We start from the raw sequence: 19,894 nt of genomic DNA, 5'->3' as shown, positions 1-19,894 counted from the left end.
TCATACTCTGGCTGTTTATCGCGCCGGGCGACATTATCTCGGATCGACTTGGCGTCACCAAGGAGCAAAACCGCGACCTTGTTCGCATGCTTTTTAATTCGCTCTTCTGGATATTGATTGTCATCATCGGCTTGGCAATCTGGACATCACGAATGTCAGCGTTCCAATAACTAGGCCACCGTTTGATTCAGAGAATGGCGGCAGGCCGAGATAACGCAAGAACACCGGCCAGAACGAGTTTGATCGAGCCCGCAATATTGCGCTTGGTGTTTGACTTCAGCTCAGCGGCGTCTTCAAAGGAAAGTCGCGACGCCCCTTTCCGGCAACTTTGTCATCGCGATGAACGAGGCCAGTCCGACGGTAATTGCCGGCAGCAGGATGTGCCAGCCAATCAGCCAGGCAAATTTCAGCCGCGACAGGAATGCACGATTTCCATTGCTCGCCTCCTCAAATTCGCCGAGAGGGAAATCTGGCTGTGCAAAGCAATGGCAATTAGAGCACTTGCTAAACGCTGTGGTCATCGACATCTTTCTCGAGTGCATGTCCAGCCTCTTCAAGGCTGTAAACAAGGCGAGGCGGCAGGCACAGCGGGAAGCGAACCGCGAACGCCTCGGGGCAATGATCATGCGCTATTACAGAATCTTCATCCGCGATCACAAGAGCAGCGGGACTTGCGAGCAGGGTGCCGAGATCCTCGAGGAGATCCAGAGTCAGCTCGACGACACGCCGCAGTCCGACGACGTCCGCATCCGCATCCAGCTCAAGGCAGAGCGCACGAAAGCGCCCGACCCTGACGTGACTCCTAAACCGGAGACCACACAGGCAGCCTCTTCGGCGCGCCTTTCTGGATTCTGTCCCTGCTGACGGGCGTCTTCCTGAACAAGGGGCCGAAGCAGATCCGGTACATGCTGAAGCAGCGGGAGATCGATCCGAACTCCTTGACGTCGCAGCAGATCAACGGTGATGGTCACTAGCCGAGGTCACCAGGGAGTCTCGAGAGGATCCTCGCGGAAGCGCCGGTCAATCTTGGGCAGGCGTTCGCCCCGGATATTGGCATCAAGGCCGCGCAGGCGCTTGTAGATGGACAAGAGTTCCACGATCACCGTCCACGAATTGATCAGAAACTGCATAGACGTACGTACCTGCAGGAAGGCGTTCAGAATCTGGTTCATGGCACCTAGCGTGATTTTGCCAGCCACAATATTTGGTCCCAGTACGACGTAGGGGAAGATGTTATCTACCTGTAAATAAGTCAGTCGAACCACATTGAAGTAAACGTAGTTGAGATAAAGTCGAAAGTAATTGCGCCGGATGTGCGAGAAGAGTTCCGCGATCGTCGCCGGCTGCGCCCGCTCGGCGCTATCCTCGCCATGAACAAGCTCCTTGCGGTAGGCCGCCTCAACCCTCTGGTTACGAAATTGTAGCGCCGGCAAGCGGATGCCGACGAGAGCGAGCAAACCCGTTCCGAAAATAGACCAGACGACAACGGCGACGACGAGTGCATAAGGCACGTGCCCAATGAGCGGCAGTTCGGTCACATCGGCGGAGAGGCGGAGCAGGACGGGCAGGAAGGCGACTAACGTCATGACCGACTCGATGAAATTGATGCCCAGGGTTTCTATCGTCGAGGCGAAGCGCATTGTGTCGTCTTGCACGCGCTGCGAGGCACCTTCGGTGGTGCGCAGCCGGCTCCAATGCGCCATGTAGTAGCTGTTCATGGCCGTACGCCAGCGGAAGATGTAGTGACTAGCGAGGAAGCGCGTCAGCACGCCGACGCCGACACCGACGCCGACGATCCCCGCGAGCCCGCCGATCTTTGTGTAGAACTCGGCCAAAGTGACAGGCGCCGATCTGGACAAGGCGGCCTCGATCAGATTGTAAAAAGGTCCGTACCAATTGTTGATCGCGACGCTGGCCTCAACCTGAATGTAGTTGGTGAAAATGATGAGGGCGGAACCGAGAATGGACCAGAGCGCCCAAGGGTGCGGCGCCATAAACATCCAGAATGCCGCGAATATGCCTAATGCGATCGCGAAATAGATATCAAACCAAAGAAATGGCCCGGACCAGAAATACGAGGCATCGACCCGCGGCATCGTCCCGGGCGGAAGCGGCGGCAGGCCTATAGACACGCCCGCGTGCTTGCCGACGACATACCACAGCGTCATGGCGAGGACGGTCCACAAAAAAGCTGAGAGGAAGAACAGGCGCGGCCTGGGAAAGAACGATACGAACACGAGAGGCTCTCCTTCAACTACGCAACGCGAAAGCGCCATCTGACGCAGGCGCACAAAGCTCCCGAAGGGCTATTTGGGATGACTTGACAAGTGGCGGAGCCAGGGTGAGATCGAGCGACGGCCGACCACCCGATCCGACAAAACCGCCTTCAGCTTGCGCTTCACTCCGGGATTGGTTTGCTTCAGGCTGCCGGACATGTCGTTCAGCGAGTTCGCGCGCCATTCTATGGACTTCTGCCTGCAGTCTGAGGACCTGCCCCATCCGGATAGCCACGTCTATTCCATGGACGGCAGGGTTCCTCTTGGCCGTCGGCATTGGTCACCAGCTTCACATTGTCGTGTTTTCGCCAGCATTGGATCGATGTAGATTACCTGCGCGTGGGCCGACTTGGTACCTGCCGTCGACCAAGGCAGCCTGCGCGCTCCAGTCAGCCTCCTCGCCCGGTAGATAATCGTTCGAGGATCAGGCGCTTTCCGGTTGGCGCGGGCGCATAGGCGAACGAAGCACAGCCTAGGCAGCTGCCGATGGCGATCAAATGATAGTGTTCAAGCAACCCATCCTCCCGGCGGCAAGGCGGCGCTCAGCGCTGTCCATCCCTAAACGGCGCACGACGCCAATGTTTCCGCCGTGGCCCATTTTCGCCATTCGGCCCGGAACAACACTCCGAACCCGTCGTTAGATGGCCATATCCAGGAGAGGATGTATGGCCAAGGTGGTGGTGATCACAGGTGCCGGCGCGGGCGCCGGTCGCGCCACCGTCGAGGAGTTTGCTCGAGAGGGCTTCGATGTCGGCCTGCTTTCGCGTGATGCCGCGCGGCTTGAGCGGGCAGCCAATGATGTGCGGCGGTACGGCGTAAACGCGCTGCCGATTCCGACGGATGTCACGATCCTGCCGCGGTTGAGGCGGCCGCGGATCGGGTCGAAGCGGAGCTCGGTCCAATCGACATTTGGGTCAATGTCGCGATGGCGACGATATTTTCCCCCGTCGCCAAGCTGACTGCCGAAGAGGTCGAGCGCGGCACCAAGGTGACTTACCTCGGACAGGTACATGGTATGATGGCCCGGCGCTGAAGAGAATGCGCGTGCGAAATCGCGGAACCATCGTCAACGTCGGGTCGGCACTGGCCTATCGTTCCGTGCCGCTGCAATCGGTTTACTGCGGCGCCAAAGCAGCGATCAGCGGGTTTACCGACAGTCTGCGTTCCGAGATCATCCACGACAAGCTCGATGTACACCTGACGATGGTCGACCTGCCTGCGGTCAATACGCCGCAATTCGACTGGGCGCTCAACAAGATGGGGCGCAAGGCCAAGCCGGTCGCCCCGATCTTCGAGTTCCTCGTTCGCCTCACCAGGCGCGGATCCTGCAGGCTGTCCGTGAAGCCCGTGGCGCGGACTCCGCGCAGCTGATCGATCACATGAAGAAGGACATCGTGGCGCGTGAAGCCGCCCGTCTTCTCGAAGGATCGAACTGGCTGCCCGAGCCGCTGCGCCTCGACGTCGACGAAGTGGCTGACGATACCGGCGACGCCGTCGCCGGCGAGCTGCCGGACGAGGCGGCGCTCGATGGCGATGCCGCCGAACTGCCAGCCTTTCTCGCCGAGGGTGCGGGTGCGTCCTCCGATGAGCCGGTGACCATCGACGACAGCGACGAGACGGACCACCTCCAGGCTGCCGAATAGGCCCTCCCGTTCCGCACCAGGCCCGGCACATCAGCCAGGCCCCCGAAATCGACATGGTCCGCGTGCTGCAGGCCCTCGGCGACAGCCCGGAGCTTCCGCATCTGGCCGAAAACAGCGAGGCGGCCGAGCACTGGCTTGCCGGCAACTCCTGCGGCCGCGCCTATCTCGATGAGGTCTCCGCCGACGAGATCGGCGCCGATGTCATCGAGGGGCGCGCGGCCGCCTGATCGTTTCACCGGATAAAACCAACCGATGATGGGCCTGGGGTCGCGAGCGATCGCCGGGCCTGTTTCGTTTCATGGAGGCCGACATGTTCGACTGGAACAGAAGTTGCTCCTATGACGAGCAGCATAAGAGACGTTTTCACACGACAGCTCGTTAAAAGCTGAAGAAACTTGCCGCCGAACTTGCGCTTCCGCTGGGCAGCTATGATCTGCGCTCAAACAAGGCGGGCATAGCCGTCTCCGGTGAAATCACCTGCACTCCTTGATAGGGACCAATGGGACACCCCTTCGCCTCGCCGTGTCCTTCCCTGCATGCCGCTACATTCCGAAGTCTGGTGTGAGCAACAGTTCGGCTCGGTCAACGTGACAGTGATAATCAATGGCACTAAGATGACCGACCCCATCACTGGTCGCAACCGTGAGGAAGTGGCCGGAATCGTTACGTCTGCAATGGCAAGTTTAAGTTTGACGGCGAGAGCCGCTAAAGGTTTTCCGCTCGTCCCGTGCTCAGCTACCAGCACGGGCCAACGCTGCTGTGGCCGGCTATCTGCCAGGCTCGGAAACCAGAACAATGCCAGCGGCCAAGCTCTCCTCTTCGAGGACATCTGTCACATCACCGATGCTGGCTTCCGCATCTGGGTGAGCCATCGCCAGTTCCTTTGCCTTGGATTGCAGGTCAAACGAAAACTGCCGACGCTTCTTTGCCGCTGCTACCGCGTCTGCAATATCGACTGCCAAGGTGAGTGCGGGCATTTGATTTCTCCCCAAGTGCCGCAGCGTCTACCCCAAATATGGCAGACATTCGACCAAGCCGACATTTACGCGGATGGGGCGTCCCAGCCCGCGCTGCATTAGCGGAGACGAGCAGACTAGAGCGTTGGTGTGGAACGCAAGCAGGGGCGCCCCACGGCAGCCGCCTGAGGGGAAGGACGGCGGCTGATCCTGCGGCAAGAGAGCGGGGCTGAGGGCGGTTTGCACCGTGCAACGTAAGTCGCGCATGCCGCACGCATCCGTTGCTTGCTCTCGCGCAATCCCCAACTCTGCTTCGCTAGGACGTAGTGACGATTTAACGGGTTGGGATTCCCAAGGAAGGGCAAATCAGATTCAACGCTGATTTTTGGAGGTCAGCGATGGACTGCGATGCGCTTCGAGACGATCAGTGGGAACGGATCAAGGGCTTTGTGCCTGGCGGTACGAAGGGCAAGCGCGGCCCGCGCACCGACAACCGGAAGTTCCTCGATGCCCTGCTGTGGATGGCCCGCTCGGGTGGGCGCTGGCGTGATCTACCCGAGCGGCTCGGCGACTATCGATCCGTGAAGCGGCGCTACTATCGCTGGATCGAAATGGGCGTTCTCGACGAGATGCTTATGGTTCTTGCGCGCGAAGCCGATCTGGAATGGCTGATGATCGACTCGACCATTGTGCGCGCTCATCAGCACGCCGCCGGTGCGCGCCGGTCAAAAGGGGGGCGGATGCCCAAGGTCTGGGCCGGTCTCGCGGCGGCCTGAGCACCAAAATCCATGCGGCAGGCGATGCTCTTGGGTTACCGGTTCGCCTGATCGCAAGCCCAGGGCAGCGTAATGACATCGCCTTCGCGCATGATCTCGTCGACGGCTTCGAGACCGGCGCAGCGATCGCCGACAAGGGCTATGACGCCGACCATTTGCTTGAAAAGATCGCAGAAATAGGCGCCGACGTCGTCATCCCGCCCAAGCGCAATCGAAAGCATCAGCGTCCCTACGACGCTGATCTCTACAAGGAGCGCAACATCATCGAGCGTTTCTTCAACAAACTCAAACAGTTCCGCCGCGTCGCAACTCGATACGACAAGCTGCTCGCCAACTTCATGGGCTTTGTCAAACTTGCAGCTATCGCCATCTGGCTCAGGTAGTTAAATCGTCACTACGCCCTAGGAGTGCCGATACGGGAGCGGCCCGGTAGCCGTCGGGTTTGGGGTGTGCCAGCGGACCAATCGGCGGGGGCTCGGAAAGAAACACGGCACCGGCTGACGACAAATATACGCCCCTGCCTGAATGATCGGCAGGCATCCATAAGGACGAAGCTGGGGTAGCACAAAGGCAGGGTGTGCCGGAAGTACCAGAGCTGCTAATTGCCGCGGGGTCTGCCTCTCGATCCCGGAGCGCTATCACGCGGATTCGCGCCGAATCTGGCAGTACGCGGATCTCGTAGCCACAGAGACTTCCTTTCCAGTATCTCATCGCGGCCGAGATCAACGGCCGATCGGCCTTTCGCCGCGGCGATCAAATAGTCGGCTCTGTTCGTTCGAAAGTCGCCTTTTTGGACAGACATCGTTTTCCTCCCGGGTCCGCAGCTTTCCCACCCTTAGCCTGGACGGAGACACTAGCTGCCGATGCATCGCGGGAGTCTACAAATTTACGATTGTGTTAAAATGATACACTTCCACACCCGAGCCTCAACACGCCGTCCCGCCACACCTGATCAGGATTGGGATTGACGGCTGCGGCCAGTAAGGATTGTCAATCCGCCGAAACGCTTCCCCGTTGTTGGATGCCATTTTCCCGGGCGGCATCCGGCCCGGTCTGCATCGACGAATTAAACGCCGTTAGAAGCTGGAATCGCCGTTATTGAGGGAGACAGCTGGTGGGATCCCTGCCCATTTTGCACAAGCTCCGATGTAAGGCCATACGTGACAGCCGAGGCCTGGGGCGGGTATCACGGCTCAAACCACATCAACACGTCACCAGGTTCGCCGGAGTCTTGGCGAGGCGAAATTCATGCGTTTGGAGAAGCTATCACGAAAGCATGGCCGTCCGGGTCGCGCATGGCGCGCGTTACACCCCTATCCGCAGCACTCCATGCTCTGCCAGCCTCGTACACAACACGTGTGCTGGCAATATCGTTGGCTTTTGGGGGAGGTGCAGGATGAACAAGCGGGGCCCGCTGAGCCTTGCGATAGCATAGCAGTTCAAGATGCGGAATGCAGGTAACCGGTGTGAGCGCAACCACGTCGACCTCGGCGCCTTGCACGTCGTCAAGCCTTTCCTGCTCGATCCCGTGGTTGAACGAGCGCGCGGACACGCTAAGGCCGATGTTCTCGTAGTAGGCGACACTGGCATCGGTGTCGGAGATTGTTATCGCAGAATGATCGATCCCCACACACGGTTCGTGAGGCGAGCTTGCCGGCCAGCGCGAGTCGCCGCCTCCGCGGAATTGGAGAAACTCAAGCGGATGGCCTTCCGGATCTCGGAATTTGAACGCAGTAACGCCACCGGACGAGGCCGGCAGGCGCTGCGGCCCGCCCGTGGAGATGGGCGTCCAGCCCGCCACGGTCGAAAGCCGTTGAAAGGCTTGGTGCATGTCTGTGACGGCGATCGCAAAATGCTGGAACACCAGGTCCGAAGCAGACGATCCGGACGGATAAGGGTCGCCCGACAGATCGAACTGCAGGAGTTCGATGGTCTGGCGTCCAATGCCAAGCGTGATCCGGTCGGCGGCGCCGCTCAGGCCCATCAGTTGCTCGAATTGCGGGCCGCCGAGGCGGTCCTTTGCGAGTCGGCGACAGCCGAAGGCTTTTTCGTAGAACCGGGCGCCGCCTTCGGCATCGGCCGTCGTAAGGCTGAAACAGGCGATCCTCTCGATGGACGGCACGTCGGCGGTCATGGCCACGACACCCCGCGGCGATTGAGGAAGATGGCATAAAGCGTGTGCGAGCCGCCAATAAAGAGCCTGTTCCGGAACGGGCCGCCGAACGTCAGATTGGAAACGCGGTACGGGACCAAGATCTTCCCGAGCAGTTTGCCCTCCGGTGCGATGCAGTGAACACCGTCCGCCGCGCTGGACCAAAGGTTGCCGTCTCCGTCGACGCACAGCCCGTCCGCATAGCCGGGCTCTATCTTATGGAAGATTTCGCCGCTAGCGAGCGCGCCGTCCGGCGCGACATCGAAGGCCATGATGTACCGCTTGGGATCGTCGGTGGTCTGATCGCCGGTTTCGGCAACGTAGAGACGTCTTTCGTCAGGGGAAAATGCGAGGCCATTCGGACCGTCGAAATCGCCGGACATAACGGCGATCCGCTTGGTTTGCGGATTGAACCGATACAGCGCAGGCGGCTGCTCGGAAGGCTGGCAGCCGCCTTCATAGTCGGTCTGAATGCCGTAAAGTGGATCGGTGAACCAGATCGAGCCATCCGACTTCACGACCACATCGTTCGGCGCGTTGAGGCGCTTACCGTCGTGCCGATCAACCAGCCGCGTGACCGTGCCGTCCCATTCGGTCCGAAGCAGGCACCGCTTGCGGTGCGAGCAGGAGATCAGGCGGCCCTGTGTGTCGCGCGCCTGCCCGTTGGCGTAGCCCGAGGGAGCGCGATAGACGGATACGCTTGCGTCTTCGATCCAGCGCATGGTCCGGTCGCGCGGCAGATCCTGGAACAGGAGGCAGTTTGCGTCGCCCATCCACACCAGCCCCTCGATCCAGCGAAATCCGCCGGCGAGTTCCTCGAGCGGCGCATTCTCGAGGATATAATGGGAAAACCGTCGATCGATGATGTCGAAATTCTTCATCGCACTATCTGAATTCGCAAGGCCGAGATGGCGCGGGCACGTCTTCCAACTGAACGACCATCAACACGGCAGGCGCATCGCCCGCCGTCCCGGATCGGTGACCGCGCTTGCCGTCGACCTCCCGGCAGTTCTGATCGCCGCCGAAAGACAATTCGCCTGGCCCCATCTCGACGCGCTCGCCGTCCATCGATTCGACGAACCAGCGGCCCGAGAGGGGAACGATCCATTGCGGCTTGGGGTTCTCGTGCCATGTGCCGATCCAGCCGACAGGCAGCACGGTGACAAGCGTCGTCATCCGACCGCTCGATTTTTTGCCCTGCCACTGCGGATCGGCGGGTGGCGCTATCGACTTCAGGTCGAACTCCGTCATCGCGCATTGGGTCTGACGGCTGATGCCATCGTCGTCCGTCCATAGATGGCAATAATGAACCGTTGGCCGTGCGCTCATTTCGCTTCTCCTGGAACCAGCTGATAAGGGTTTGAGGAGGCCAGCGGATGACGCAGGAAATGCTCGACGCCGACGGCATTCGACCCGAAGGCGAGAAGAAGAAAGCCGCCGGCAAGGGAGACGTTCTTGAGGAAATCCCAAAAGACTTCCCGGCCGCTGCTCTTGCCCTTCAGCCGAAAGTCGGGCTGGCGCCAGAACTGTTTCCACAACAGCGCCGTGATGAGGCAGTAGCCAGCCAGGATCAAGGCTGCCAGTCGATCGGCGACCCCGCCCAAGATGGCGAGCGACATGAAGACCTCGACGCAAAATCCGCAGGCGATCAAAGCCGCCGCCAGCGGGCGGTTTGGAACCGCCTGGGATGCCTGATCTATCGCCAGCCTGAAGTTCAGCGCCTTGTCCAACGCGCTGAACGGCAGAAAGAGCCCTATCAACAAACAGCGCACCGCGAGAGCGATCAGGACGGGCATCGGACAACCCTTTCGATGCACGGGCGGCACCCCCGCCGAGCAGCGCATGGCCGCGTCGGACTCCATGGGCGAGAGGGCCGCGTCACCGTGGATATACGTTCAGGCACCAATTGGTTCGGAACCGACGCATCACAAAATTGTTCCCGAACATGTATCGCGATGTAACGAAACGAGCGGACCTTTTGCTTCTCCGAGGCGTTCATTCGCATCCGCGCAGTTTTCAGGGTCTGCAATATTGGCATCTGGTTCGAAGTCCGCCATGCCCGAGTTCAAGCCATTGGCCAGGCAAAAAGCCATCGTAACCGGGGCCAGCTCCGGTATCGGCGAGAGCGTCGCCATCGCCCTCGGAAGGGCGGGTGCCGATGTGGTGGTGAACTATGTCGAAGGCGAAGCTGCCGCGAACGCCGTCGTTGATCAACTTCATCAGGCCGGCAGCAAGGCTATCGCGCACAAGGCTGATGTTTCGGCGGAAAATCAGGTCGAGGAAATGTTCGAGCGCGCCATGCGCGAATTCGGCACTATCGACATTCTCGTCGCCAATGCCGGCCTGCAACGCGATTGCGCCTTTGCCGAGATGACGCTGGAAGGGTGGAACAAGGTCCTCGCTGTCAACCTGACCGGACAATTTCTCTGCGCCCGGGCCGCGACGCGCGAATTCCTGCGCCGCGGGGTCGTTTCGTCCGTCTCGCGCGCGGCCGGCAAGATCATCTGCATGAGTTCGGTGCATCAGGAGATACCGTGGGCCGGCCATGCCAATTACGCCAGCTCGAAAGGCGGCATCAAACTGCTGATGGAAAGCATGGCCCAGGAGCTTGCCCCCAAACGCATCCGCGTCAACGCCATTGCGCCGGGCGCGATACGGACACCCATCAACACGTCTGCCTGGGACACGCCAGAGGCCCTGAAGAGCCTGCTGACGCTGATCCCCTACGGGCGGATCGGGCTGCCGGAAGACATCGCGCGGGCGGCCGTCTGGCTGGCATCCGACGAGTCCGACTACGTCGTGGGCACCACGCTCTTCGTCGATGGCGGCATGACCCTCTTTCCGGGCTTTTCGACCAACGGTTAAAAACGCGATGACAGACCATTTTGACGTCATCGTCATTGGCAGCGGTCCCGGCGGGGCGTCGGTAGCGCAACGTCTGGCGCCGACGGGCAAGCGCATCTTGCTCATCGAGCGCGGCGGCTATCTGCCGCGCTCGCGCGCCAACTGGGATGCGCAGGCGGTGTTCGTGGATGCCGCCTATCAGGCGAACGACATCTGGTATGACAAGGACGGCAAAAGTTTTCGCCCCGGCCTGCATTATTATGTCGGAGGCAATTCGAAGGTCTATGGCGCGGCGCTCCTTCGAATGCGCGAACGCGATTTTGGCGAGCTTCGCCACAAGGACGGCATATCTCCCGCCTGGCCGCTGGGATATGAAGCGTTCGAACCCTATTACGCCGAGGCCGAACGGCTCTTTCACGTTCACGGCCAACGCGGCGAAGACCCGACCGAACCGCCGTCGAGCGGCCCTTTTCCCTATCCGCCCGTTTCACACGAGCCGCGCATCCAGGCGCTGCACGACGCTTTGGCGGCCGGCGGATTGCGACCGTTTCATCTGCCGCTCGGCATCCTTCTCCATGAGGAGGATGGCAAGGTCACGCCGACCAGCACGTGCATTCGCTGCGATGCGTTCGATGGATTTCCCTGTCTCTTGAACGGCAAGGCGGACGCGCAGGTCGTATGCGTCGATCCGGCGCTCAAGGCGCATCCCAATCTGATGCTGCTCACCAATGCCTACGTCTCCAGGCTCGGAACTCATGCGACGGGCAGGAAGATCAATGACGTGGCCGTGACTCGCTACGGCGAGAAGGAGCACTATACGGCCGACATTGTGGTGGTCGCTTGCGGCGCGCTATCCTCGGCGCTGCTTCTGCTGCGCTCCGCGAACGACAAGCATCCCGACGGCCTGGCCAACGGTTCCGGCCAGGTCGGCCGCAACTACATGCGGCACAATCAATCCGTGCTGATGGCCCTGATGCTTGAGCCGAACGAAACCATTTTCCAAAAGACTCTCGCCGTCTCTGATTTCTACTTCGAGTCAGAAGATGACTGGGGCTACCCGCTCGGCCTGATCCAGATGTGCGCGACGTCGCATGGCGCCCAGATCAGGGGCGAAGTGCTGCCCCAGTGGCTGGAATGGTTGCCGAAGATGCCGTTCGATGAAATGGCGCGGCACTCGATGGATTTCTGGCTGTCGAGCGAGGATCTTCCGCGCCCGGAGAACCGCATTCGCTACGATGGCGAGCGGGTCGTCCTCGACCTCGCCGACGGCGATCAGGAGGCGCACCGCCGGCTCCGGCAGAAGCTCAAGCAAATATTGGGCAAGGCTGGGGCGCATCCGCTGCTGTTGGAACGCAAGCTCTATCTCAGCCAGGACATCCCGATTGCCGGAACCGCGCACCAGGCAGGAACCGCGCGCTTCGGCACTGATCCCGCAGTGTCGGTCCTCGACGTCGACTGCAAGGCGCATGAACTCGACAACCTCTACCTCGCAGATGCGAGCTTCTTTCCGTCGATCGCCGCGGTCAATCCCACACTGACCATCATCGCCAACGCGCTCCGTGTCGCGGACCGGATCAAGGAGCGGCTCCTATGACGGCTATGTTTTCGAGCGACCTGAACGGACCCGCGACCAGTTTTCCGCATTTCTGGGAGCACACGGTAGGCAGCGGCCATGCTACGCTTGCGCTGCGCGCCGACTGGCAAACTCAGTTGAAGCAAACGCATGACGAGTTGGGCATGCGGCATGTCAGGTTCCACGGTATCTTATGCGACAACATGGGGACGCTCGTCGCCGAAGGTGACACATTCTTCTATTCATTCTTCAACGCAGACCAGATTTTCGATTTTCTTCTTTCCATTGGCATGAGGCCCTTTGTCGAACTGAGCTTCATGCCATCCGCCCTGGCCTCGGGCGATCAAACGGTTTTCCATTATGGTGCCAATGTCACGCCACCAAAGGACCACGCGCAATGGGCGGTGCTGATCCGAAAGCTAGTGAGCCACTGGGTGGACCGCTACGGCCTGGACGAGGTGCGGCAGTGGTTCTTCGAGGTCTGGAACGAACCGAACCTCGCTGCCTTCGGGAGCGGAAAGCAGAGCGACTACTTCGAGCTGTACCGCTACACCGTCGAAGCCATTAAAGGCGTCGACAAGATGCTCAAGGTCGGCGGCCCCGCGACAGCCGACAATGCGTGGATCGAGGATTTTCTGAACTATTGCCGGACCAGCAATCTTCCAGCCGATTTCGTCAGCACGCATCATTACCCAACCGATGACTTCGGCAAGCCGGGCGACGACAGCGAGGCACAGCTTGCCGCGAGCAGGCGCAGCGCCTTGCGCGACGAAGCCCGCATCGCGCGCAAGCAAGCGGGCGATCTGCCCCTCTACTACACGGAATGGTGCACATCGTCGAACCCGCGCGACGCCATGCACGACGACCCCTATGCCGCCGCGTTCATCGTCAAGACGGTCATGGAGGCGAGAGGGCTCGTTCAGGGGTATAGTTACTGGACGTTCTCAGACATTTTCGAGGAGAACTATTTACCTTCCGTCCCCTTCCAGGGAGGGTTCGGATTGCTCAACATCCACGGGATCGCCAAGCCCGCGTATCGCGCATTCCAGCTGCTGCATCGACTGGGCACGCAGATGCTGCCTGTCGAGGGCAGCCATGAAACCGTCGATGCTTGGCTCGTGCACGGCGACCGAAGCTCCACGGTGGTGCTGACGAACTTTGGACTGCCACGCCACCCGATTGAAACGGAGCAGGTTCTCTTCGCGCTCGAATCCGCGCCGTCGGGGATGGGCGCCTCGGTTCAGCGCATTGATATCGAGCACGCCAATGCCAAGCGCCACTGGGAACAACTGGGCGAGCCGGAATATTTGGACGCAGCGTCGGTCGATGAACTCAAGAGACGGTCAGAGCTCCGGGGCGAACCGATCGAGATCAAGAACGACGCCAACACGGCGAGCTTCGAGATTTCTATGCCGCCGCAGTCGGTCGCCGCAGTGACGGTCGCTCTTCCATCCAGGCTCGGTCAATGAAAGCCGATCCGGACCAGATGCCGGTCGGCGAGGACCTGCTGGCGGCGCTCCAGCGCAAGTCATTCGCCTATTTCCTCTACGAAGCAAATGAGGCGAACGGGCTGGTTGCCGACAGATCCAGAAAAGGCTCCCCCGCCAGCATCGCGGCGGTCGGGCTCGCGCTCGCGGCCTATCCGGTCGGGGTGGCGCGCGGCTTCATGACACGCGAGCAGGCGTGCGCGAGGACGCTGGCCACGTTGCGCTTCTTCTGGAAGGGCACGCAAGGAACCGGACCGGATGCCACCGGCTACAAGGGGTTCTATTACCATTTCCTGGACATGGAGACGGGACGGCGCGTCTGGCGCTGCGAACTGTCCACGATAGACACCGCGCTTCTGATCGCCGGCATCCTGACGGTAGGCGCATATTTCCGGGAGAACTCCGAGGACGAAACGGAAATCCGCACCCTCTCGGAGGCGCTTTACGAGCGCGTCGACTGGGACTGGGCTCGCAATGGCGGCGCCACCGTGGCCCATGGCTGGACGCCGGAAAAAGGATTCCTTGGCTACCGATGGGAAGGCTACGACGAAGCGTTGATCCTCTATGTCCTCGGCATCGGCTCGCCGACGCATTGCCTGCCGCCTGAAAGCTACCAGGCGTGGCTGTCAACTTACCGCTGGAAGAAGATCTACGGCCACGAGTTCGTCTATGCAGGACCGCTGTTCATCCATCAGTTGTCGCATGTCTGGCTCGACTTCCGCGGCATCCGCGACGGCTTCATGCGCGACCACAAAAGCGATTATTTCGAGAACAGCCGGACGGCGACTTATGTCCAGCGCGAATACGCGTCCCGTAATTCAATGGAATTTTCCGGTTATCACGAGAACAGCTGGGGCGTGACTGCCAGCGACGGGCCAGGATGGCAGACGCGACGGATCGGCGGGGTCGAGCGGCGGTTCTACGGCTATCGCGCCCGCGGCGTGCCGTTCGGACCCGACGATGGCACTCTGTCGCCCTGGGCAGTCGCGGCATCACTGCCTTTTGCTCCGGAGATCGTCCTGCCAGCGCTGCGCCATTTCCATGATATCAACCTCAATCTCGACAATTCCTACGGTTTCAAGGCGAGTTTCAACCCGACGCTTTCGCCAGACATCGGAGATCCTGCCGGCTGGGTGGCTCCGGATCATCTGGGGCTGAACCAGGGGCCGATCGTGCTGATGGTGGAGAATCACCGATCCGATTTTCTTTGGCGGCTGATGCGCGGCTGCAAGCATGTTGTTCGCGGTCTGCGCGGGGCCGGCTTTCGGGGAGGATGGCTCGAGACTGTCGGCGAGTAGGTCGACCAACTGGGAGTTAAACGGTTGCATAGAGCCAGAGCTTCACACCTCAATCGGTTTTCGTCTTCAGCCAATCTAGGTCAAGGAGAACGATGACGGGTTCTTTACACTATGATCCTAGCATGCACGGTCGCGCAGCATGGAACGCTGGCGAAACCATTCGTACAAAGCGACCACTTACTCAGAAACGGATCTAAGCGATCGGCTTCTTCCTCGACGGAGAGGGACGCCTGCGCGATCGTGCATTTTTCGACCTGGCAAGCAATCGACAGCAAGCTGCGGCCGTGTCGGACGGCCGTTTTCGATATCGCTGCAATCGCGCTTCTAGCTCCTTCAGGGGGTGGAAAGCGTCCATCTGGCGGATTAGACTTCCCGACCATGTTGGAGCCGCTGGGATTGAACCTATGGTTTGCGGATGGCGGGGTCGTCTCATTCAAAGGCTTCGATTATCCGACACGCATGGTCGTCGTGCGTCTTGCCGATGGGGGGCTGTGGTTATGGTCGCCTGTCGAAAGGACGGCAGCGATTGAGGACGAGATTCGGGCGCTTGGCCCTGTTCGGAATATCGTCAGCCCCAACAAGCTGCACTACCTGTTTCTGGGCGAGTGGCAGGCCGCATTCCCAGAAGCGAATTTATGGGCGACGGCGCAGACAATCGCCAAGTGCAGGGAACTCCGCTTTTCCGGGGCGCTGGCCGATAATCCGCCAGCCGAATGGAACGGCCAGATCGACCAGTTCTATTTCACCAATTCGCCTTTCATGGACGAGCTGATCTTCTTTCACCGCGCGTCGCGCACCGCCATCATCGCCGACCTCTCGCAGACCTTCAGTGAGACGTTCTTGAAACGCCATTGGCCTTGGTGGACGCGGCCAATCGCCAACCTTTCGAAAATGGTCGAAGGCTGGGGCTATCCGCCGATCGACTATCGGATCAGTTTCCGCAACCGTGCAACCGCGCGCCCAAAGATTCGTGAGTTGATCGGAAACCATCCCGAGCACGTCGTCGTGGCGCACGGTGAGGTTGTCAGGACGGGTGGCGAAGCCTTTTTGCGGCGTGCCTTTTCATGGCTGATCCAGTAGTCTCACCGTCGCCAACTGGTTTCGCCGAATGGCGGCTAGCCGGTGATCTTACATAGTCACCGGTCGTCGTCCGGCCCTTTCATACTGCTAAGCTTAGACGCGGCTATCGATCTCCATCCAGCGATCGCGAATGGCAGCGCCGTCGAGACGCCTCTCGCCAGTTTACAAACATCATTGCTGGCCAGTTCAGTTTGCTGGTTCGATATGCGGGTGCGCCCCGACCATCCCAGCAGGCGCCGAGCCGAAGCGGCTCCCCAAACCAGATTATTCTTACATCGCATCGGCCACCGCGCCTTCCAGTGAGGTAGTGGCTCGGCGGATGAGACGACTTAGGGTCTGGCTGTCATCGAACCAGCGCCTCTTGTAATCCCCCTGCCGGAGGTCACGCCTTGGGCTCGGAGCGCTTCGGCTCTGGCAGGATCACGAACCATAGCCACAACATCGGCCGCGGCCAGTCGCGGTCGCGGTAGCCGTTGCGCAGCCGGCGCGGGTTCTTCTCGCCATAGCCGTCGCCGGTCGCGGCGCCCGGCCTCAGACACCGCCTTGGAGCGTCTGCCACGCCCGCCTGCATGAGAAGCATCGTCGCTGCTGGTCAGATGAGCTATTTATAGCAACAACAAATCATTTCTTAAACAGTGCGCAAGCAGTTTAAGCACTTATTCATTACTCAACGCATTTTTCTTGCAAGTGTGTGCGGGCTTCGAGAAAAAAGCATGCTGAAGGTCTACACCTGCATTGCAACGGAGCATGATTTGCGTCTGGTTGCGCTAGCGGCCTTCGTTTGCGCACTGGCCTGCTTCGCTGCGGTTAATCTTCTCCATCATGTCCGGCGCAGCGAATTTGCGATGCAACGGTTCTGGCTCGCGGTCGCTGCCGTCGCCACCGGCTTCGGCATCTGGGCTACCCATTTCATCGCCATGCTGGCCTTCCAGCCCGCGGTGCCGAGCGGCTACAACATCGCCTTGACGATCGTCTCACTGGTCGCGGCTATCATTTTGACGGGAACTGGCCTTTCCATTGGCATCTCACCACGCGTGCAGCATGGCCGCTGGATTGGCGGCGCCATCGTGGGCGGCGGGATCGCCGTTATGCATTATACCGGCATGGCCGCGTTCGAGATCGCCGGCCGCATCGACTGGGATCCGCCGCTCGTTGCCGCCTCCATCCTCCTCGGCGGTATGTTCGGCGCCGCTGCATTGCCGGTCGCGCTTCGGGAAAACAACGTCAGGTGGAAGGCGCTCGGCGCCCTGGTGCTGACAATTGCGATCTGCAGCCACCATTTCACGGCGATGGCCGCGGCAGCGATCATACCTGATCCGCGTGTTGTGGTTTCGGCCTCGGCGCTGCCTGCCGAATGGATGGCGATCGGTGTGGCGCTCGCTTCGACTGTCATCATCCTTTTAGCCCTTGTCGGTCTCGGCCTCGATCTGCGAGACCTTCGCCGCGCGGGTGAGACTGCGCGTATGCAGGAACTGGCAGACGCCACCGTCGAGGGGCTGGTTGTGTGCAACGAGGCCGGGATTGTTGCAGCCAATAAAAGCTTCGCCGCACTTGCCGGCGTCGACAGATCGGAAGTGGTCGGCCGCTCGCTCGCTTCTTTCTTCCCCACGCTGTCGCAGGACGAACTCGTTAACACGGAACGGAAGCCACTGGAGGCGGGGCTTTGGGCGACGAACGGCACCACGATACCGGTGGAGTTGATCCGCCGCAGCATCGTCTTTAGCGGCAAGCCACACAAGGTTCTTGCAGTGCGCGACATCCGCGGTCGCAAGCGGGCCGAGGAGGAGATTCACTTCCTCGCCAACCACGATCCCCTGACCGGTCTGCCAAATCGCAGAAGCTTCAACGAGAGGCTGGACGCTGAGTTCGTGGCGCATCGTGGCGCCGACCGCTGCTTTGCCGTCCTCTTCCTGGATCTCGATCGCTTCAAGGATATCAACGATCTCTTCGGTCACCTCGTCGGCGACGAGGTGCTTCAATTGGTTGCCGAGAAGATCAAAAGTATTCTCAAGCCACAATACATGTTCGCGCGCCTTGGGGGCGACGAGTTCGCGGTGATCATTCCGGGCCTGCCGAGCCCCGCTTATGCAACGCGAACCGCTGAAGCCATCCTGGAGGCGTTTAGCGACGGAGGAGGGATGATTCTGCCCGCCGGGGTCACGCTCGGCACAAGCATCGGCATCGCTGTATTCCCGAATGATGCGCCTGATCGCGCGACGCTTCTAAGCCATGCAGACGCCGCGCTTTATGAGGCTAAGGCGGAAGGGCGTGGCGTGTATCGCTTCTTTGCGCCGGCCATGGGTGAGCATCTGCGCGACCGACGCCAGATGGAACACGACATTCGTCTTGCAATCTCGCGCAACGAGTTCCGCCTCGTCTACCAGCCGCAGGCAAAGCTTCCATCAAACAAGGTCTACGGCTTCGAAGCCTTGCTTCGTTGGGATCACAACACCAAGGGCGCCGTATCCCCGGCGGTGTTCATTCCGATCGCGGAAGAATGCGGCGCCATTCTGAAGATCGGTGAATGGGTGCTGCGCACCGCCTGCACCGAAGCGGCGTCATGGGAACAACCGTTAGCGATCAGCGTCAACGTCTCGGCCGTACAACTCCATGGCGGGAATCTTCCGGAACTGGTGGAAGAGATACTGAAGGAAACGGGTCTGGATCCATCCCGACTTGAGTTGGAGATTACAGAATCATCGCTGATCAAGGATATTGGCCGAGCGCTCGCAGTGCTCAACAAGCTCAAAATCCTTGGTGTCCAGATCGCGATGGATGATTTTGGCACTGGCTACTCTTCTTTATCGAACCTGCGGGCGTTCCCGTTTGACAAGATCAAGGTGGACCAGTCCCTGGTGCATTCTGTGGATGCGAGCGATGAGGCCGCCGCAGTTCTGCGCGCCGTCTTCGGTCTCGCTCGGGGCCTCAACCTGCCGGTTCTGGCGGAGGGCGTCGAAACCGACGCAGAGTTAGATTTTCTGCGTGCAGAACCCTGTGACGCCATGCAGGGTTATCTTCTCGGCCGGCCTTGCCCGATAGCCGAGTTCGTCCATCATACAAGCGGTGAAGACTCGTCAGCCGCTCCCCGACGGCCAAACAAGCACGAATTGCACGTGGTCAAGAGCAGCGCGGCCTAGGCCGGAACGGGAGCATAAAAAAGTCGGGGGCGCCGGGCGCCTCGGGTTAGCGTGGACCTGGAGATTGAGTAGCCACATTTGGTCCTCGCCTCCCTCGGACGAAATTGCCTTGCTCCTGCGAAGATCCCGCGCCGCCGGCATCGTTTAGGTGACCCGCTTTGTAAGCGCAGCAGCAATCGGGCCGGCTTCTGCGATGACCTTCGCCATTCGGATGTGAGCCTCGCTTGCCAAACAGGTAAGACTGAACACATGGGTTCCAACCCCGACCCCTTTGAGGTTCGGATGGTTGAGGCTGTTCGCGATTCGCGGGCGCGCACCGACATGAGTGGCCTCCATGCTTCCGCTATTATAGGCGTTTGCGCCACCTCGATCAAACGGAACAGGCGTTTGCGCTATTTTCAAACTGAAACACTACCCGCCGTCGTGCCGAGAGCTTCTTCAGGATGGTCGACGGCACGACGGATCGCGTCGTGATCGACGCTGCCAGCTGAAGCAGATCGTCCCAGTGGTCGAGAATGAGCGTGGTGTTGATCGGTGCTCCGATGTGGTTCGACAGTGCCGGGTATGCGTCGCCCTTCTCGAACGTGTGGAACTTACGATCTTTGAGATTGCGTACCGAGGTGCGAAGCGCGGCATTGGGATTGCGTTTTACCAAAAGCGCGAATATGCTTG

General features: G+C 60.2%; 18 protein-coding genes and 2 pseudogenes. 11 read left to right on the top strand and 9 right to left on the bottom strand.

Annotated elements, in window-relative coordinates; all coding sequences use genetic code 11:
* Positions 1 to 293: 293 nt before the first annotated feature.
* Positions 294 to 521 carry a hypothetical protein gene (locus FJ970_RS33835; RefSeq protein ID WP_181178857.1) on the bottom strand — a complete coding sequence of 76 codons (228 nt, stop codon included), beginning with the start codon at positions 519 to 521 and terminating at the stop codon, positions 294 to 296.
* Between FJ970_RS33835 and FJ970_RS32660 the strand changes: the two genes are divergently transcribed.
* Positions 514 to 864 carry a hypothetical protein gene (locus tag FJ970_RS32660; RefSeq protein ID WP_227792259.1) on the top strand — a complete coding sequence of 117 codons (351 nt, stop codon included), beginning with the start codon at positions 514 to 516 and terminating at the stop codon, positions 862 to 864. The two genes, FJ970_RS33835 and FJ970_RS32660, sit on opposite strands and share 8 nt — an antisense overlap.
* Before the next feature lie 116 nt (positions 865 to 980).
* Here FJ970_RS32660 and sbmA read toward each other — a convergent pair whose 3' ends face one another.
* Positions 981 to 2,237 (bottom strand): peptide antibiotic transporter SbmA, encoded by a 1,257-nt coding sequence (gene sbmA, locus FJ970_RS32655; protein ID WP_140765851.1) that lies wholly within the window; start codon positions 2,235 to 2,237, stop codon positions 981 to 983.
* A gap of 704 nt (positions 2,238 to 2,941) precedes the next feature.
* On the opposite strand from sbmA, the pseudogene FJ970_RS32650 reads away from it, so the two are divergent.
* The 3 genes and pseudogenes from FJ970_RS32650 to FJ970_RS32640 all read left to right on the top strand — a co-directional run.
* A pseudogene (locus tag FJ970_RS32650) lies at positions 2,942 to 3,572 on the top strand (SDR family oxidoreductase); the annotation flags it as partial.
* Between the two features lie 83 nt (positions 3,573 to 3,655).
* Complete coding sequence (locus FJ970_RS32645) at positions 3,656 to 3,919, top strand: hypothetical protein (RefSeq protein ID WP_224616344.1); 264 nt, start codon at positions 3,656 to 3,658, stop codon at positions 3,917 to 3,919.
* Positions 3,920 to 3,972: 53 nt separating this feature from the next.
* Positions 3,973 to 4,146, top strand: a complete 174-nt coding sequence (locus FJ970_RS32640) for a hypothetical protein (RefSeq protein WP_181178856.1) — start codon at positions 3,973 to 3,975, stop codon at positions 4,144 to 4,146.
* A 540-nt stretch (positions 4,147 to 4,686) separates the two neighbouring features.
* Here the strand turns inward: FJ970_RS32640 and FJ970_RS32635 are convergent.
* The gene (locus FJ970_RS32635) at positions 4,687 to 4,896 is read right to left on the bottom strand and encodes a hypothetical protein (RefSeq protein WP_140765849.1); all 210 of its coding nucleotides are present in this window, start codon (positions 4,894 to 4,896) and stop codon (positions 4,687 to 4,689) included.
* 377 nt (positions 4,897 to 5,273) lie between these two features.
* Between FJ970_RS32635 and FJ970_RS32630 the strand changes: the two genes are divergently transcribed.
* Positions 5,274 to 6,034 (top strand): IS5 family transposase gene (locus FJ970_RS32630; RefSeq protein ID WP_227792257.1). Its coding sequence is split into 2 segments (ribosomal slippage): positions 5,274 to 5,613 and positions 5,613 to 6,034, totalling 762 coding nucleotides; the frame shifts between segments, so codons are not numbered across the junction.
* 863 nt (positions 6,035 to 6,897) lie between these two features.
* Here FJ970_RS32630 and FJ970_RS32625 read toward each other — a convergent pair.
* Genes FJ970_RS32625 through FJ970_RS32610 form a run of 4 tightly spaced genes read right to left on the bottom strand, consistent with a single transcriptional unit; the run spans position 6,898 to position 9,599 of the window.
* Entirely contained in the window at positions 6,898 to 7,785 is an 888-nt protein-coding gene (locus tag FJ970_RS32625) for a VOC family protein (RefSeq protein WP_140765811.1), read from the bottom strand.
* Positions 7,782 to 8,684 carry an SMP-30/gluconolactonase/LRE family protein gene (locus FJ970_RS32620; protein WP_140765813.1) on the bottom strand — a complete coding sequence of 301 codons (903 nt, stop codon included), beginning with the start codon at positions 8,682 to 8,684 and terminating at the stop codon, positions 7,782 to 7,784. Before FJ970_RS32620 ends, FJ970_RS32625 begins: the two co-directional genes overlap by 4 nt.
* A gap of 4 nt (positions 8,685 to 8,688) precedes the next feature.
* The gene (locus tag FJ970_RS32615; protein WP_140765815.1) at positions 8,689 to 9,132 is read right to left on the bottom strand and encodes a cupin domain-containing protein; all 444 of its coding nucleotides are present in this window, start codon (positions 9,130 to 9,132) and stop codon (positions 8,689 to 8,691) included.
* Positions 9,129 to 9,599: a DoxX family membrane protein gene (locus tag FJ970_RS32610; protein ID WP_140765817.1), complete on the bottom strand. Its 471-nt coding sequence runs from the start codon at positions 9,597 to 9,599 to the stop codon at positions 9,129 to 9,131. The genes FJ970_RS32615 and FJ970_RS32610 overlap by 4 nt, the downstream gene beginning before the upstream one ends.
* A gap of 259 nt (positions 9,600 to 9,858) precedes the next feature.
* On the opposite strand from FJ970_RS32610, the gene FJ970_RS32605 reads away from it, so the two are divergent.
* The 5 genes from FJ970_RS32605 (at position 9,859) to FJ970_RS32585 (ending at position 16,085) form a co-directional block, all read left to right on the top strand.
* Entirely contained in the window at positions 9,859 to 10,668 is an 810-nt protein-coding gene (locus tag FJ970_RS32605) for an SDR family oxidoreductase (protein WP_140765823.1), read from the top strand.
* A 7-nt stretch (positions 10,669 to 10,675) separates the two neighbouring features.
* Positions 10,676 to 12,241 (top strand): GMC oxidoreductase, encoded by a 1,566-nt coding sequence (locus FJ970_RS32600; protein WP_140765819.1) that lies wholly within the window; start codon positions 10,676 to 10,678, stop codon positions 12,239 to 12,241.
* Entirely contained in the window at positions 12,238 to 13,689 is a 1,452-nt protein-coding gene (locus tag FJ970_RS32595; protein WP_140765821.1) for a GH39 family glycosyl hydrolase, read from the top strand. Before FJ970_RS32600 ends, FJ970_RS32595 begins: the two co-directional genes overlap by 4 nt.
* Positions 13,686 to 15,005 (top strand): glucoamylase family protein, encoded by a 1,320-nt coding sequence (locus FJ970_RS32590; RefSeq protein WP_227792254.1) that lies wholly within the window; start codon positions 13,686 to 13,688, stop codon positions 15,003 to 15,005. The genes FJ970_RS32595 and FJ970_RS32590 overlap by 4 nt, the downstream gene beginning before the upstream one ends.
* 378 nt (positions 15,006 to 15,383) lie before the next feature.
* The gene (locus FJ970_RS32585; protein ID WP_140765826.1) at positions 15,384 to 16,085 is read left to right on the top strand and encodes a DUF4336 domain-containing protein; all 702 of its coding nucleotides are present in this window, start codon (positions 15,384 to 15,386) and stop codon (positions 16,083 to 16,085) included.
* A gap of 382 nt (positions 16,086 to 16,467) precedes the next feature.
* On the opposite strand, the gene FJ970_RS32580 is transcribed toward FJ970_RS32585, so the two are convergent.
* Entirely contained in the window at positions 16,468 to 16,644 is a 177-nt protein-coding gene (locus FJ970_RS32580) for a hypothetical protein (protein ID WP_181183002.1), read from the bottom strand.
* Between the two features lie 154 nt (positions 16,645 to 16,798).
* Here FJ970_RS32580 and FJ970_RS32575 point away from each other — a divergent pair, with 154 nt between their 5' ends.
* A complete protein-coding gene (locus FJ970_RS32575; protein ID WP_227792251.1) occupies positions 16,799 to 19,222 on the top strand; it encodes an EAL domain-containing protein in 2,424 nt (807 codons plus the stop codon).
* Between the two features lie 424 nt (positions 19,223 to 19,646).
* Here FJ970_RS32575 and FJ970_RS34045 read toward each other — a convergent pair.
* Positions 19,647 to 19,838: pseudogene (locus tag FJ970_RS34045) on the bottom strand (Tn3 family transposase); the annotation flags it as partial.
* Positions 19,839 to 19,894 lie beyond the last annotated feature (56 nt).

This window comes from Mesorhizobium sp. B2-1-8 (assembly GCF_006442545.2).
Lineage (GTDB): Bacteria > Pseudomonadota > Alphaproteobacteria > Rhizobiales > Rhizobiaceae > Mesorhizobium.
This window is presented reverse-complemented; position numbering and strand designations above follow the sequence as displayed.